14 protein-coding genes are annotated in these 16,141 nt (G+C 44.8%); 5 read left to right on the top strand and 9 right to left on the bottom strand.

From position 1 onward, the window contains the following. Positions 1-103 precede the first annotated feature (103 nt). The 4 genes from asnB to nagA all read right to left on the bottom strand — a co-directional run bounded on the left by asnB (position 104) and on the right by nagA (position 6,022). The gene (gene asnB / locus KIV40_RS23445) at positions 104-1,768 is read right to left on the bottom strand and encodes an asparagine synthase B (RefSeq protein WP_005425432.1); all 1,665 of its coding nucleotides are present in this window, start codon (positions 1,766-1,768) and stop codon (positions 104-106) included. Between the two features lie 229 nt (positions 1,769-1,997). Continuing rightward, positions 1,998-3,587: a cation:proton antiporter family protein gene (locus KIV40_RS23440; protein ID WP_255938089.1), complete on the bottom strand. Its 1,590-nt coding sequence runs from the start codon at positions 3,585-3,587 to the stop codon at positions 1,998-2,000. A gap of 81 nt (positions 3,588-3,668) precedes the next feature. Continuing rightward, entirely contained in the window at positions 3,669-4,883 is a 1,215-nt protein-coding gene (locus tag KIV40_RS23435) for an ROK family protein (RefSeq protein WP_012127253.1), read from the bottom strand. 2 nt (positions 4,884-4,885) lie between these two features. Beyond that, positions 4,886-6,022, bottom strand: a complete 1,137-nt coding sequence (nagA, locus tag KIV40_RS23430; RefSeq protein WP_005535197.1) for an N-acetylglucosamine-6-phosphate deacetylase — start codon at positions 6,020-6,022, stop codon at positions 4,886-4,888. A gap of 489 nt (positions 6,023-6,511) precedes the next feature. Here nagA and nagE point away from each other — a divergent pair, with 489 nt between their 5' ends. Both nagE and glnS read left to right on the top strand, forming a co-directional pair. Beyond that, complete coding sequence (gene nagE, locus KIV40_RS23425; RefSeq protein ID WP_012127254.1) at positions 6,512-8,086, top strand: N-acetylglucosamine-specific PTS transporter subunit IIBC; 1,575 nt, start codon at positions 6,512-6,514, stop codon at positions 8,084-8,086. A gap of 234 nt (positions 8,087-8,320) precedes the next feature. Continuing rightward, positions 8,321-9,991, top strand: a complete 1,671-nt coding sequence (gene glnS, locus KIV40_RS23420; protein ID WP_285351586.1) for a glutamine--tRNA ligase — start codon at positions 8,321-8,323, stop codon at positions 9,989-9,991. A 53-nt stretch (positions 9,992-10,044) separates the two neighbouring features. Here glnS and KIV40_RS23415 read toward each other — a convergent pair whose 3' ends face one another. Together KIV40_RS23415 and fcrX are read right to left on the bottom strand one after the other, a co-directional pair. Further along, positions 10,045-10,632, bottom strand: a complete 588-nt coding sequence (locus KIV40_RS23415; protein ID WP_285351584.1) for a type II secretion system protein — start codon at positions 10,630-10,632, stop codon at positions 10,045-10,047. Between the two features lie 70 nt (positions 10,633-10,702). Continuing rightward, complete coding sequence (gene fcrX / locus KIV40_RS23410) at positions 10,703-11,152, bottom strand: ferric iron uptake transcriptional regulator FcrX (protein WP_005535189.1); 450 nt, start codon at positions 11,150-11,152, stop codon at positions 10,703-10,705. Between the two features lie 199 nt (positions 11,153-11,351). Between fcrX and KIV40_RS23405 the strand changes: the two genes are divergently transcribed. Beyond that, positions 11,352-11,855 carry a DUF4442 domain-containing protein gene (locus KIV40_RS23405; RefSeq protein ID WP_012127256.1) on the top strand — a complete coding sequence of 168 codons (504 nt, stop codon included), beginning with the start codon at positions 11,352-11,354 and terminating at the stop codon, positions 11,853-11,855. Positions 11,856-11,913: 58 nt separating this feature from the next. On the opposite strand, the gene fldA is transcribed toward KIV40_RS23405, so the two are convergent. The 3 genes from fldA to KIV40_RS23390 all read right to left on the bottom strand — a co-directional run bounded on the left by fldA (position 11,914) and on the right by KIV40_RS23390 (position 13,598). Then, positions 11,914-12,447 carry a flavodoxin FldA gene (gene fldA / locus KIV40_RS23400; protein WP_010643291.1) on the bottom strand — a complete coding sequence of 178 codons (534 nt, stop codon included), beginning with the start codon at positions 12,445-12,447 and terminating at the stop codon, positions 11,914-11,916. A 49-nt stretch (positions 12,448-12,496) separates the two neighbouring features. Next, entirely contained in the window at positions 12,497-12,718 is a 222-nt protein-coding gene (locus tag KIV40_RS23395; RefSeq protein WP_005446406.1) for a DUF2788 domain-containing protein, read from the bottom strand. Between the two features lie 112 nt (positions 12,719-12,830). Continuing rightward, on the bottom strand, positions 12,831-13,598 hold the full coding sequence (locus KIV40_RS23390) for an alpha/beta fold hydrolase (RefSeq protein WP_012127257.1): 768 nt from the start codon (positions 13,596-13,598) through the stop codon (positions 12,831-12,833). Between the two features lie 92 nt (positions 13,599-13,690). Between KIV40_RS23390 and seqA the strand changes: the two genes are divergently transcribed. Both seqA and pgm read left to right on the top strand, forming a co-directional pair. Then, the gene (seqA, locus tag KIV40_RS23385; RefSeq protein ID WP_005535181.1) at positions 13,691-14,233 is read left to right on the top strand and encodes a replication initiation negative regulator SeqA; all 543 of its coding nucleotides are present in this window, start codon (positions 13,691-13,693) and stop codon (positions 14,231-14,233) included. A 92-nt stretch (positions 14,234-14,325) separates the two neighbouring features. After that, positions 14,326-15,972 (top strand): phosphoglucomutase (alpha-D-glucose-1,6-bisphosphate-dependent), encoded by a 1,647-nt coding sequence (pgm, locus tag KIV40_RS23380; RefSeq protein WP_285351579.1) that lies wholly within the window; start codon positions 14,326-14,328, stop codon positions 15,970-15,972. The last annotated feature ends 169 nt before the right edge of the window (positions 15,973-16,141 follow it).

Here is a 16,141-nt window from a genome sequence, read left to right as displayed (position 1 = left end):
TTAACTGATCGGCATTAGTGCGCAAGCACCTCTTTTTGATCGTATCTATTGTGTTTGCTTTAAAAGGGTTGGTGAAGCCAACCCTCTTTGAAACAACGAATAATTAATATGCGTCGTTGTGAACGGTCTGTACTGCACGACCTGAAGGGTCAACACAGTTTTGGAATGACTCATCCCATTCAATCGCTTTCGCTGAAGAACATGCTACTGAAGGGCCACCAGGTACACATTCTGCTGCAGATGGTAGCGGGAACAACTCTTCAAAGATTTCGCGGTAGACATAACCTTCTTTGGTTGTTGGTGTGTTGTAAGGGAAGCGGAATTGTGCCGTTTCCATTTGTTGATCCGTTACTTTCTGTTCTGCCACTTCTTTCAAAGTATCGATCCAGCTATAACCTACACCATCAGAGAACTGCTCTTTTTGACGCCATGCGATCGATTCTGGTAGGTAGTGCTCGAAACACTCACGAAGAATGTGTTTTTCCATCTTACCATTGCCACACATCTTATCTGCTGGGTTCAAGCGCATTGCAACATCAATAAACTCTTTATCTAGGAAAGGTACACGTCCTTCTACGCCCCATGCTGCTAGTGATTTGTTAGCACGTGCACAGTCAAACATGTTCAGAGCGAGCAATTTACGTACCGTCTCTTCGTGGAACTCTTTTGCGTTTGGTGCTTTGTGGAAGTACAGGTAACCACCAAAGATTTCATCTGCACCTTCACCAGACAGTACCATCTTGATGCCCATTGCTTTGATCTTACGACCCATTAGGAACATTGGTGTTGAAGCGCGGATAGTCGTTACGTCATACGTTTCAATGTGGTAAATCACATCGCGAATCGCGTCCAGACCTTCTTGAATCGTGTAGGTCATCTCGTGGTGAACAGTACCAATCTGGTCTGCAACTTCGCGAGCGGCTTTCAAGTCTGGTGCACCTTCTAGGCCCACTGCGAATGAGTGCAGCTGTGGCCACCATGCTTCAGATTTCTCATCGTCTTCAATACGCATCGCTGCAAATCGTTTTGCAACTGCTGAAGTGATAGAAGAATCCAGACCACCAGAAAGAAGCACACCGTATGGCACGTCAGTCATCAGTTGGCGTTTCACTGCTGCTTCTAGCGCTTCAGTCAATTCTTCTTTGCTTGTACTATTGCCTTGCACTGCTGCGTACTCGTTCCAGTCGCGGATGTAGTAGCGCTGAGGTTCTGCATCGGCACTGCCGTAGTGACAGCCTGGAGGGAACTCACTCACGGTCTTACACACAGGAACAAGTGCTTTCATTTCTGACGCAACGTAGTAGTTACCGTGCTCATCGTAACCTTGGTAAAGTGGAATGATGCCAATGTGGTCACGGCCAACTAGGTATTCATCTTTATCTTCATCGTAGAGTACGAATGCAAAAATACCGTTTAGTTCTTCAAGAAGGTCAGCGCCCATGTCTTGGTATAGCGCTAGGATAACTTCACAGTCTGAATCGGTTTGGAATTCGTATTTGCCTTCATAGCGAGCACGAATCTCTTTGTGGTTGTAGATTTCACCGTTTACCGCAAGGATGAGTTTTTTATCAGGGCTGTATAGTGGCTGGGCACCACTATTTAGACCAACGATCGCCAAGCGCTCGTGCGCCAGGATTGCGCGCTCTGATGAGTAAATACCAGACCAGTCTGGACCGCGATGACGAAGCTTTTTCGACATCTCAAGTGCTATAGGGCGCAATGCCGCTGCATCGCTCTTAATGTCTAAAATGCCAAATACTGAACACATACAACATCCTTTTTAAACTAAACAATTTTTAATCGGTATAGGTTCAATTTGCCATTCTGAGTAAAAAAAGCAACGTTTTATGATTAAAAAAATGATAAAAAGCCTTTTTGATTAGATGGTATTTAAAAAATGTCTAATTTTGATTAATGAAATCAAGGTTTGGTTTGAAAAACGTACAAAAAAGCCCTCTTGTTAAAAGAGGGCTATGAAAATATATCCACCTCAATGCTTATTTCATCGGTGTAAATTGAGGTTGAAGTTGATCGCAAACATGACGTGCAAAACCGCTACCAGCCTCACTATAGATGTTAAATGCAGCATCGACTCCTGTCTCTAATAAGCCTTCAAGCTGGTCTGGGTATTCAGCAATCGCTGCAATTTGTCCCTTATAGTTTCGACTTTGCAGTTGCTCCAGTGCGGTTTGGTTACCTTGGTGATGTGGCATTGCAAGAAGCACCATTTTGACATTAGCAGTGTCCAAAATACGCTCCCAAAAATCTGGGTCTGTCGCATCGCCAGAGATGACATTGCGGCCTTCAGAGCGAAGCTTGTGTGCGGCCTCTTCACGGACTTCAACACCCAGTGAAATCTTGCCATAGCGAGCGCGCAGTTCGTCGTAGGCGCCAGTGCCAATTCGTCCCATACCAAGGATCAGTACTTGAGCATGACCAGGATTGATGAGTTGGTCTCGTTGGTTCAGTTTCTCTGCTGCGGTTTCTTGTAGCCATTTACCTGAATGTTGGTAAATCTGATGACCCAATCGGTTTAGCGGGGCAGAGATAATAAACGAGATAGACACAGCGACAGCAATTGCGGCCAACATGTCGCTCGGCATCCAACCCATCTTGTAAGCCAGACCACCAACAATCAGACCGAACTCACTGTAGTTGAAAAGCGATAGCGACGTCAGCAATGAAGTACGTACTCGGAACTTAAAGTGGTTGATGGTGAGGAAGTAGAGCAGCCCCTTGATAGGCAGCAGCAAGATAAATAGCAGCGCTAAACCTACGCCGGTAAAGCTCAATGAAGCTGATAAACCAATGTTAAGGAAGAAACAGACGAGGAACAGTTCCTTCATATTAAACAACGATTTGGATAGCTCGGACGCTTTACGATGCCCAGCCAATAGCATACCCAATATCAAAGCACCCAAATCTGGCTTCATGCCGACCAGTTCAAATAAGCCGGCACCGACCACGAGCGCGAAGAAGATACCAAACAGCACCAGCATCTCGCCGTGACCAACTTTGTCTAGCAGCTTGTAGAACAATGGGCGGAGAAACGGCAAGGCAAATAATCCAATGGCGTACCATTCAGGAATCTTACCTGTGGAAGCGGTAAGGAAGACCACAGCAAAGATATCCTGCATAACCAGAATACCGATTGCTAGTGTGCCGTAGGTGGCGTTCATCTCGCCTTTCTCTTGCAGCGTTTTAACTGCAAATACGGTACTAGAGAAAGAGAGAGCGAAAGCGAGCAGTAGGATCTGACTGTGATCCATGGTGGCAAGGGATGAAAGCCCAAGCAGCTTCAGCCCAACGAGAACCAGAGCAAAGAAAAGAGTCGAGAGAATATTGTGCGCTGTAGCACCGCCCCAAATTTCTTTAGAAAGCAGCGTTTTTACATCCAGCTTTAAACCAATGGTGAAAAGCAGCAAGGTCACACCAAGGTCTGCGAGCGTGACAATGACGTCATTACTTTGGTAGCCAAACGCATGAAGGCCAAAACCTGCAAGTAGGAAACCGACCAAAGGGGGGAGGTTACATTTTAGAGCGATGAAGCCGGCGAGGAACGCCGTTGTAATTAGAATAATTTCCATACTATTGAGCTATATTCCTGATATACAAAAACGGGCTGTGAAACCACAGCCCGAGATTGTAACGCAATTGGATGTATAAACTTAGTCTTCTAGTAACTTTTGTAACAAAACTCCGTTCAACATAGCGCGCTTGATCATCGCAAATGCACCCATTGTTGGTTGCTTATCAATGTGAGAGGCAACAATAGGAAGTTCGTTATGGAAAGTCTTTAAAGATTGGTTTTCTACGTTGCGCTGGATTGCGGGGAACACAATTTCTTCCGCGGCAGTAATGTCACCAGCAATAACGATTTTTTGCGGGTTAAACAAGTTAATCGTGATCGCGATAGCTTTACCAAGTTGGTTACCTACGCGAACTAGGCTTTGTTTCGCCAGCTCGTCACCATTCATCCCATGAGTACAAACGTCATCAATGGTGATGTGTTCAAGTTGAGTCAGGCTCGATTCGTAACCTTGTGCAATCAGCTTTTTCACTCGTTGTACGATGGCCGGGTTGGCAGCAACCGTTTCTAGACAGCCAAAGTTACCGCATTGGCATTGCTCGCCAAGTGGGTCGATTTGGATGTGACCGATTTCACCGACGTTGCGGTTGAAACCAAGGAATACCTGACCGTTCACGATAATACCAGCACCAGTACCGCGGTGAACACTGACCAGAATCGAATCTTGGCAGTCTTGGCTCGCGCCAAAGTAGTGTTCAGCTAGTGCCATACCACGCACGTCGTTACCAACAAAACACGCGGTATTAAATTTTTCACGAATGATTTCGCCTAGAGCGAGGTTATCAATATCTGTATTCGGCATGTACTCAACAACACCTGTGGTTGGGTTCACCAGACCAGGCAGTGTGATACCGATCGCGATAAGTTGGTCGATCTTGTCTTGGCAACGATTAACGAAGTCTTTCAGTAAATCAATCAATCCAGCAATCAAATCAGCTTGGTTGCTGTAATGAAGCTCGTGTTGATCTTGTGCCAATGCTGTGCCGCCTAAGTCGTACAAGCAGAATTGCACGTAGTCACGACCTAATCGAACAGCGATAGAGTGGAAAGGTTTTACTTCAGTGGTCAACGAGATTGCTCGACGACCACCGGTAGAAGCTTGTTGCGCGACTTCTTTAATTAAGCCGCGCTCTAAAAGTTGGCGGGTTATTTTGGTAACACTCGCTGGGGCGAGCTGACTAACATCCGCGACTTGAATACGGGAGATTGGACCTTGTTGGTCAATCAGCCTGTATACCGCAGCGCTGTTAAGCTGTTTTACTAAATCTACATTACCAATCTGTCCGCCATTCATGCTTAATTTTGCTCGTATTGTCCGTTAACAACCGTCGCTTTTACATTGAAGTCACGATCGAAAACAGTAAGGTTTGCTACCATACCTTTTCGAACTCGGCCAAGACGGTCCTCAACACCGATTGCGGTTGCTGGGTACAGTGTAGCCATTCGTAGAGCTTCGTCTAAAGCGATGCCTGCGTGCTCAACTGTATTCTGAACTGCTTCGATCATAGTCAGAGCTGAGCCGCCTAGTGTGCCATTTTCATCAACACACTTACCATCTCGGTAATATACTTTCTTACCGACAAAAATAAAGTGATCAATGTCAGCACCTGCTGGAGCTGTGGCATCCGTCACCAAAACAAGCTTTTCGCCCTTGATTTTATGAGCAATTCGAATGTTTGCGTAATCAACGTGGAAACCGTCTGCAATGATACCTGCATAAACTTCTGGGGTGTCGTAAATCGCACCAACCACACCTGGTTCACGGCCAACCATTGGCGTCATCGCATTGAATAGGTGAGTGGCAAATGTGATACCTGCTTCGAAACCTTGACGTGCTTCTGCGTATGTTGCGTTGGTGTGACCGATAGAAACCACGATGCCAGCCGCTTTCAAACGAGAGATATGCTCAGGGTCATTTTGTTCTGGAGCTAGCGTTACTTTTGCAATGATGTCTGCGTTTGCGCAAATCAGGTCAATCATACCGTCGTCAGAAGGGCGGATGAAGTCAACGCTGTGAATACCTTTTTTCGCTACGTTTAGGTACGGACCTTCAAGATGCAAACCTAGCGATTGGTTTTGGTATTTGTTGTGGTACTCACGAGCTGCAGCAATCGAAGCGCGCATGTCTTCGTCTGAAGATGTGATTAGAGTAGGTAGAAAGCTTGTACAACCAGATTTAAGGTTTGCTTCATGCATGATTTGCATTGTTTCTGGTGTGATTTCGTCGTTAAGCATCACACCGCCACAGCCGTTTAGCTGTAGGTCGATAAAACCAGGGCTTAGGTTAGCACCGTCCAGATCTTTTACTTCAATACCTTCTGGTAGTTGAGTCACTGGCACAACTGATTGAATCTGGTCATTGTCGATGATGACAGCATGATCGGTAAGAACATCACTACCGGTATAGATTTTACAGTTACTTAGCGCGTACATAGTCAGCTAGTCCTTATAGATGAGAATTCATTTTCTGTTCCGTTATCTAACTGGCGACTCCATGAGTCGGGCTGGTACTTAGTTTGTATCACTGAATTAGATAACGAGTCACATACAGCAAGTCGCGTTTTATCGATGTCATTATCAGAGTAACTAACTGAAAAATAATAAATGAATTAGTTTTTATGATTGTTTTCCAGAGCAAAGTTACTGCGAATCATCTGTAGAGATACCAAAATAACACTGATTCTGTCTTGCATAAAGTCCGAGAATCTTATCTCTAAAACGCCATTTTTTCGTATAATAAAATAAGTTTTATGATCTCGCTAGCAAAAACCTTCTGAATGACCAATTTCTGGTGATTATGATCACAAACAATGAGGTTTTAATTTGCGGAGCAAAATTAATATCATAAACTGGTAGCGACTAAATTGAACGACTGAAATAAGTCATTCAACAAAACATAAAATCCTATAGGGGGAACTTAAGGTGAATATTCTTGGATACGCGCAGAAGTTAGGTAAAGCTCTTATGCTTCCTATCGCAACGCTTCCAGTTGCAGCGCTTTTACTACGTTTGGGTCAGCCTGACCTGTTAGACATAGCGTTTATGGCATCTGCTGGTAACGCAATCTTTAGTCAACTACCACTGCTATTCGGTCTAGGTATCGCGATCGGTCTTTCTAAAGATGGTCAAGGTGCTGCTGGTCTAGCAGGTGCAGTTGCTTACTTCGTACTTACTGCAACAGCAGCAACAATCGATGCAAGCGTTAACATGTCATTCTTCGGCGGTATCATTGCAGGTATCATCGCTGGTCACTCTTACAACGCTTTCCATGCTACTCGTCTTCCTGAGTGGTTGGCATTTTTCTCTGGCAAACGTCTAGTACCAATCATGGCGGGTCTATTCTCGCTAGTAGCTGGTGCAATTGCTGGTGTTGTATGGCCAACAATCCAAGGCGGTCTTGACGCACTAGCACACGCAGTTTCTACTTCTGGTGCTATCGGTCAATTCGTATACGGTACTCTTAACCGTGCACTTATCCCTGTAGGTCTACACCACGTACTAAACTCGTACTTCTGGTTCGGTATGGGTACGTGTCAAGAAGTTCTAGTTTCTGGCGCAACTGCTGCTGGTCAAGCGCTTCCTGCACTACAACAGCTTTGTGTTGACCCAGCTCTAGCTAAGACTCTTGTTGCTGGTCAAACTCACACATTCGAATTCGCTAACTCTGTAACTCCAGAAATCACTGCAACAGTTAAAGAAGTAACTGAAACTCTGAAATCTGGTGACCTACACCGCTTCTTCGGCGGCGATAAGAGCGCTGGTGTATTCATGAACGGTTTCTTCCCTGTGATGATGTTCGGTCTACCAGGTGCGGCACTTGCTATGTACCTAGCAGCACCAGTCGAGAAGCGCAGCCAAGTTGGTGGTGCACTATTCTCAGTAGCATTCTGTTCATTCCTAACAGGTATCACTGAGCCTCTAGAGTTCATGTTCGTATTCCTAGCACCTGCTCTATACGCAATCCACGCAGTATTTACAGGTCTGTCTCTAGTAATCGCAAACATGCTTGGCACGCTACACGGCTTTGGTTTCTCTGCAGGTCTAATCGACTTCGTACTGAACTACGGTCTAGCAACTAAGCCACTAGTACTGTTCGCAGTAGGTCTAGGCTTCGGTGCTCTATACTTCTTCACATTCAGCTTCGCAATCCGCGCTTTCAACCTGAAATCGCCAGGTCGTGAAGACGACGATAACGAAACAGCAGCTGCTCCAGCTGGTGATGCAGCAAAAGGTGACCTAGCTCGTCAATACCTGAAAGCGCTAGGTGGTCACGATAACCTAACTTCAATCGACGCGTGTATCACTCGTCTACGTCTAACGCTTAAAGACCGCTCTGTTGCTGACGAAGCAGTACTTAAGAAACTAGGCGCGAAAGGTGTGGTTAAGCTTGGCGAAAACAACCTTCAAGTTATCCTTGGTCCTCTTGCAGAAATCGTTGCTGGTGAAATGAAAGCAATCGGTGCAGGTGAAGACCTATCAGATGTAAAACTGCCTTAATTACATCTTAATGACTCTCTATAAAGACCTCCTTCGGGAGGTCTTTTTTTGTTTGTGCAGATTTAATATGCTGTGCTTTCAAGCGAAGAAGAGAAATATTGCCGTTTTAACGACGGTTCTTGTTGTCTAATCGCTAAGAATTGTGGATCATTAGGAACAATGCACTCTGTAAACCGAGTACGGTTACGGAGTACTGTTTTCTCTGACAATACTAATATTTTTGAGGTGCTATAGATGAGTGAAGCTGATGCTCGTCCATCAAACTTTATTCGCCAGATCATTGATAAAGATCTAGCGGATGGTAAACACACTAGCGTGCATACTCGATTCCCGCCGGAGCCGAATGGCTACCTGCACATCGGTCATGCTAAGTCTATCTGTTTGAACTTCGGTATTGCTCAGGACTACCAGGGCCAATGTAATTTACGTTTCGACGATACAAACCCTGAAAAAGAAGACATCGAATACGTTGAGTCTATCAAGAAAGATGTAAACTGGTTGGGCTTCGAGTGGGATGGTGAAGTATGTTACTCATCAAACTACTTCGACAAGCTTTACGAATATGCAATTGAATTGATTAATAAAGGCTTAGCGTACGTTGATGAGCTAAGTCCTGAGCAGATTCGTGAATACCGCGGTACGTTAACGGCTCCGGGTAAACCAAGCCCATACCGTGATCGCCCAATCGAAGAAAACCTAGCGCTATTTGAAAAAATGCGTGCGGGTGAGTTCGAAGAAGGTAAAGCGTGTCTTCGTGCGAAGATCGACATGGGTTCTTCATTCATGGTTATGCGTGACCCAGTAATCTACCGTGTACGTTTCGCGACTCACCACCAGACTGGTGATAAGTGGTGCATTTACCCAATGTACGACTTCACACACTGTATCTCTGATGCGCTAGAAGGCATTACGCACTCTATCTGTACTCTAGAGTTCATGGATAACCGTCGTCTGTACGACTGGGTTTTAGACAACATCACAATTGATTGTCGTCCACACCAGTACGAATTCAGCCGCCTAAATCTTGAATACACAGTGATGTCTAAGCGTAAGCTAAACCAACTAGTAACTGAGAAATTGGTTGATGGTTGGGATGACCCACGTATGCCAACCGTATCTGGTCTGCGTCGTCGTGGTTTTACATCTGCATCTATTCGTGAATTCTGTAAGCGTATTGGCGTAACCAAACAAGAGAACATGATTGAGTTTGGTTCTTTAGAGTCATGTATTCGTGATGATCTAAACGAAAACGCACCACGTGCGATGGCCGTTCTCGATCCTGTTAAACTTGTTATCGAGAACTTCGAAGAAGACGCGGTAGAGACACTGACAGTTGCTAACCATCCAAACAAACCTGAAATGGGTGAGCGTGAAGTACCATTCACTCGCGAAGTTTGGATTGAGCGTGAAGATTTCCGTGAAGAAGCAAATAAGAAGTACAAGCGTCTTGTTTTGGGTAAAGAGGTACGTCTACGTGGCGCATACGTGATCAAAGCAGAACGTATTGAGAAAGACGCGGAAGGCAAGATCACAATCATCTTCTGTACTTATGATGCTGACACACTAGGTAAGAACCCAGCAGATGGCCGAAAAGTGAAGGGCGTTATTCACTGGGTTTCAGCGGATAAAGCACTGCCGGCAGAAATCCGTCTTTATGATCGCTTGTTCACAGTGCCAAACCCAGCCGCTGCGGATGACTTTGCTGCGACGATCAATCCAGAATCACTCGTGGTTCTAAATGGTTTTGTTGAGCCAAGCCTAGCGACATCAGAAGCTGAAAAAGGCTACCAGTTTGAGCGTACGGGTTATTTCTGTGCAGATTCAAAAGACTCTTCAGCGAACAAGTTAGTGTTCAACCGTACGGTTGGCCTACGTGATACCTGGGCGAAAATCGAGACTCAATAATCTCCATTCCTCGCTAACAAAAATGCCAGCATCATTGCTGGCATTTTTTATGGTTATTCTAATCGTGTCGGTTTGGATGTTGTGACGCTACCGGTTTTTGAGTCGTACCATATGACGTAGGTTGAACTCTCAGGGTTTCGTTCGTAGCCTTTCTTGGTAAACGTGTAATAGCAAACAGATTGATGAGAGTCTTTGTCTTGGACCCGACGTGTAATAAAGTCAAACCGATCGTCAGCGTTGCGATTATTTGATAGGGAATATTCGTCACCAAGTAGGGCTTGCCATACGGCAATACAACCCGAATTCCCTTGCCCTATGTTGTAGGGGTTACCAATCACTCCATTTCGGTTGCCTTTGTTTGTTCCTAAAGGGTAGCCAAACTCATTTACATCCAACTCTCCACCACCGTAACCTTCTAAGTCTTGCCGAGCTTCAGGTGTACCGCCATTTACCAACCATTGGCTTTGTGTGAAACGAACCGCTGTTTCGAATTGATCTGAAATTGCTTCCATCTTTGCTTCATAGGCATCATCTTGGATATTTAAGAATCTTGGTGCCGCGACAACGGCAAGAATACCGAGAATGACAATCGCAATAATCAGTTCGAGTAAGGCAAAGCCACAAGAATTCCTTTTCTTCATCGCTTGTCTCCATAAAAAAACGCCAGCCGAGGCTGACGTTTAAGTCTTTCTTAACAAAAAGCGTTACTTTTTATTTTGCTGGCTTGTGAGCGTCAGGGTTTGTCTTACATGAACCGTCGCTACATTTACCGTATAGGTACAAGCTGTGGTTAGTAAGCGTAACATTGTACTTAGCCGCAATTTCTTTTTGACGTTCTTCGATCACGTCGTCTGAAAACTCAATCACTGCACCACAATCTAGACACACAAGGTGGTCGTGGTGATGTTGAGTTGACAGTTCAAATACTGATTTACCGCCTTCGAAATGATGACGAGTAACAATACCAGCATCATCGAATTGGTTTAGTACACGATAAACGGTTGCTAGTCCGATCTCTTCACCTAGATCAATTAGCTTTTTGTACAAATCTTCAGCACTGATGTGCTGGCAGTCTGGCTGCTGAAGTACTTCTAGAATTTTTAGCCTTGGAAGGGTTACTTTTAGACCCGCATCCTTCAGCGCCTGATTATTGTCTGACATATACTTTCCCGTTGGATCATCTGCAGCGATTTAACAGAATATAATATTCCTATCATTATAGGCGAAGCGTACTGAACATTAAACCACGAACTTCAAAGGGTTAATAGATTCTTTTTGTAAATTGGAAACAGGTCGATTATATTACAGATCAGACCAGTTACATATTGATAACATTGGAACGCAACGACTACGGACAGTTATGAATAAGCGACTTGCTAAGATATATAAACCAGGAATTGTGAAGTTTTCGCTGAATATTTGGCCGCCATTCTGGGGGGCTGGTATTAAAATCTTACATATTTCTGAAGACTTTCGAACGGTGAAAGTTCGTTTGAAACTGCGCTGGTGGAATAAAAACGCCAATCGAACTCAGTATGGAGGAAGTATTTTCTCTCTCACTGACCCAATTTACTCTTTGATGTTGATGGGCATTCTTCGCGAGGAATACTACGTCTGGGATAAAGAGGCGAGTATCAACTTCATTAAGCCCGGGCAGAGTGATTTGTTTGCGGAGTTTGAGGTGACAGATAGCATGCTAGATGAAATCTATCAAATGACTCGTAATGGTGAGAAGTGCTTCCCTGAATTCATTACTCACGTAAAAGACAAAGAGGGTAATGTTGTTTCGGAAGTGCAGCGCAAATTGTACGTGAGGAAGAAACCTCAGTACCGAGAAGAAGAAGTTGCGACAGAAATCTCTTAGTGCCTGTTTAGATACAAAAAGACCTCCACGAAGGAGGTCTTTTTTTATGAATGCTTACTTAGCCTTCAAGCTCAGCTAGGCACATCTCTTCGTAGACTTGCTTAACCCAGTTTTCTACGCGCTCGTCAGTCAGTTCTGGTTGACGGTCTTCGTCGATACACAGACCAACGAATTGGCTGTCGTCACCTTCTACTAGAGCTTTAGATGCTTCGAACTCGTAACTTTCAGTCGAAGTGTGGCCTAGGATAGTACCGCCTTTCGCTTCAACGATGTCACGTACTGTGCCCATTGCGTCACAGAAGTACTCTGCGTAATCTTCTTGGTCACCACAACCGAAAATAGCAACTAGCTTCGTAGAGAAATCGATTTGCTCAAGTTCTGGGAAGAAATCATCCCAATCACATTGCGCTTCACCGTAGTACCAAGTCGGGATACCTAGAAGTAGAAGATCAAAGTTATCAATGTCTTCTTTGCTGCTTTTTGCGATGTCTTGAACGTGAACTAGTTGTTTACCTAGTTGCTTTTGAATCATCTTTGCAACGGCTTCAGTATTACCTGTGTCGCTACCGAAGAAGATACCTACACTTGCCATAGAGTCTATACCTTTACATTGTTTGTTACTGGCGATGGGGGAGCAGAGCTTAACCTAGCCCTGTGCCTTCCCAACTGAGCTGAATCAGACCTTTGGCGATGAAACCAGCACAGCCAAGGAAAAGAACCAACCACACAATACGACGACCAAAAACAGGTACATTGCCTTGCTTTAGTACATCTTTTATCGCCATCCCAATGAAGAAGAAGATAGCAGCAAAAAGAAGATCGAGCCCGATCGACTCGAGCATGTCCATATAGTCGTATAGCATTGTCGTCCTTCATGCCAAAAATTCTTGGGCGCACTATACCACTGTTAAACGGTAAAGTTAATGCACTACGAGAAGGGTTATTTCAATAATCTGGCGTTGTTTTTCGAATTTGTTAACTCGAAATATATTTCCTGATCACACGCATAACTTCTGCCGGTTTCTCGGCATGTAACCAGTGTCCGGTGTTGGCAATAATGTGTGCTTTTGCGTTGTTAAACTGGCGTTTAACCGCAGGTTGATGCTCAGGCATCAGATAGTCGGAATCACCGCCTTTAACAAACAACGTAGGAATGTCGGTTAGTGCAATTTCTTGCCAGCCAATGATGTCGTCGTAGTTGTTGAGCAAACTTGCAACGTTAAAGCGCCAGTCCATTTGGTCACCATTTTTGTACAACGATTTCGACAGGAATTGTCTAACGCCATCGATTTCAATATGTTGAGCAAGAATATCCATCGTTTGCTGGCGATTGGCCGGTTTTTCTTTGATTACCGCTTGCAGGCCGTTAAACACGTTATCGTGACGGTTTGTTTGGTAAGACACTGGCGCCATATCGAGTACGATTAGTCGTTTAACAAACTCTGGCGCAACATCCGCCAATTTCATCGCAACTTTTCCGCCCATTGAGTGACCGATGACAAGTGCTGGCTCGATATTCAAATAACGAAGTAAATCAGCAACATCTTGCGCCATTACTTCATAGTTGTGTGTTTCTGAATGGAAAGAAAGGCCATGATTTCGGAGATCAATGCTGATCACACAGTGATCTTGAACGAGGTCGCGAGCCAGTAAACCTAGATTACTGAAACTGCCAAACAATCCATGAATCAAAACAACCGTTTGGCCGTGCCCTTCCTGCTTATAGTTGAGTAATGCTGACATTTTATCTTATTCGTGATGGGTTTAACGTGGAGTATCCGCGAGGATCTCGTTATAATCCCCCAGAGTTTAAACATTGAGAATGTGAAAAGCGAATGAAAACAATTGAGGTTGATGAGGATCTATACCGTTACATTGCGGGTCAAACCAAGCATATCGGTGAAAGTGCCTCGGATATTTTACGACGCCTTTTGAACCTTGATGGCCAGTTGCAGGAAGCAGTTGTTGCACCTGTAGTAGAACAGCCACAAGGGATTGTAGTAAGTAAAGATGCTGGCAAAGCAGAATCAGTAGATACCGTAAAAGAGATGCGCTCTCTACTTATCTCTGACGAGTTTGCTGGTCTTAAGAAAGCGATTGATCGCTTCATGTTGGTACTATCAACCTTACACAAACTGAATCCAGAGAGTTTCTCTCAAGCAACAAAAGTGAAAGGGCGCAAACGCGTTTACTTTGCTGATAACGAAGAGACTCTGCTAGCAAATGGTAACACTACCAAACCTAAAGCAATTCCTGGCACGCCATTTTGGGTAATCACCAACAACAACACCAGTCGTAAGCGACAGATGGTGGAGCAGGTGATGGCTCACATGGAATTCCAGCCTGACTTAATAGAGAAAGTAACAGGTTCAATCTAAGAAACCTGATAGAAGCCTCATAATATGTAGCGTTTAGCAGATATTATGAGGCTTTTTTGATTTTATTTGTTTTTAAAGAAAGGATGTCAAACATGGCTAAGCACCCTCGTGCTGGGCAAAAAGCGCAGCAGGAAGATCTTCACAATATCCCAGCACTCGTTGCTAACTACTTCTTACTTCAACCAGACGCAGCAAACGCAGAACATAAGGTTCAATTTGGTACTTCGGGCCACCGCGGTACTGCAGACAAGCACACTTTTAACGAAAACCACATTTTAGCGATCGCTCAAGCGGTAGCGGAAGTTCGTGCTGAGCAAGGAACAACAGGTCCATTGTTTGTTGGTAAAGACACGCACGCACTATCAGAGCCAGCATTTTCAAGTGTGATTGAAGTATTGATTGCAAATGGCGTGAAAGTGATTGTTCAACAAGACAACGGCTACACACCAACACCGGGTATTTCACACGCGATTCTGACTCACAACATCAAGCATGATGACAAAGCAGACGGTATCGTAATTACCCCATCGCATAACCCACCGCAAGACGGCGGCATCAAATACAACCCGACTCACGGTGGTCCAGCAGAGGCTGAACTGACTCAAGCAATCGAAGATCGTGCAAACGCACTGATTGCTGAAGGTTTGCAAGGTGTTAAACGCCTACCACTGGCAGAAGCGAAAGCATCGGATCTGTTTGTAGAGATGGATTTGGTGAAGCCATACATCGATGACCTAGTGAATGTTATCGATATGGAAGCAATCCAAAAAGCAAACCTGAAGATTGGTGTAGATCCATTGGGTGGCAGTGGCATTGATTACTGGCGTCAAATTGGTCAGGCATACAACCTAGACCTAACGCTAGTAAGTGAAGCGATTGATCCTTCTTTCCAATTCATGTCTCTAGATAAAGACGGCGTTGTACGTATGGACTGTTCTTCTCCTTACGCAATGGCGGGTCTATTGGCGTTGAAAGATGAATACGACTTAGCCTTTGGTAACGACCCTGACTACGATCGCCACGGTATCGTTACGCCGAAAGGTCTGATGAACCCGAACCACTTCTTAGCGGTTTGTATCGATTACCTATACCGTCACCGTGAAGCGTGGGGTAAAGACGTAGCTGTTGGTAAAACGCTAGTTTCAAGTGCATTGATTGACCGTGTTGTAGCGGATTTAGGTCGTGAGCTATGTGAAGTACCAGTCGGCTTTAAATGGTTTGTTGATGGTCTGTACACTGGTAAGTTTGGCTTCGGCGGCGAAGAAAGTGCAGGTGCGTCTTTCCTTCGTAAAGATGGTACGCCTTGGTCAACAGACAAAGACGGCATCCTGCTATGTCTTCTAGCAGCAGAGATCACTGCGGTAACGGGTAAGAACCCTCAAGATTACTATGAAGAGCTAGCAGCGAAGCACGGTGAATCTAAGTACAACCGCATTCAAGCTGTAGCTAATGGCCCACAAAAAAACGTACTGAAGAAGTTGTCACCAGAAATGGTAGCGGCTGAAACTCTGGCTGGTGATGCAATTACAGCTCGTCTAACGCACGCACCAGGTAATGGTGCTGCAATTGGTGGCCTTAAAGTAACGACAGCGAATGGTTGGTTTGCAGCTCGCCCATCAGGTACCGAAGACATCTACAAAATCTACTGTGAAAGCTTCAAAGGTGAAGAGCACCTAAAACAAATCGAAGCTGAAGCACAAGAAATCGTTAATCAAGTGTTTGCAGCCGCTGGTTTGTAATTCTAAAGATTAAGATTTTGAAAGGGTCGACATTGTGTCGGCCCTTTTTGTTTGTGAGAGGGAACGCTGCGCTTCTAGAGTCGGGAGCGCTTCGCTCTAGGAATCGAGAGTTGCTCATTGAGAGTATAGTGAAAAGGTATTTTGGTTAAGAAGGTGTTGACGGAACTTG

This window comes from Vibrio sp. D173a (assembly GCF_030248475.1).
The sequence above is the reverse complement of the archived record's forward strand: the minus strand, read 5'-3'. Positions and strand labels throughout refer to the sequence as shown.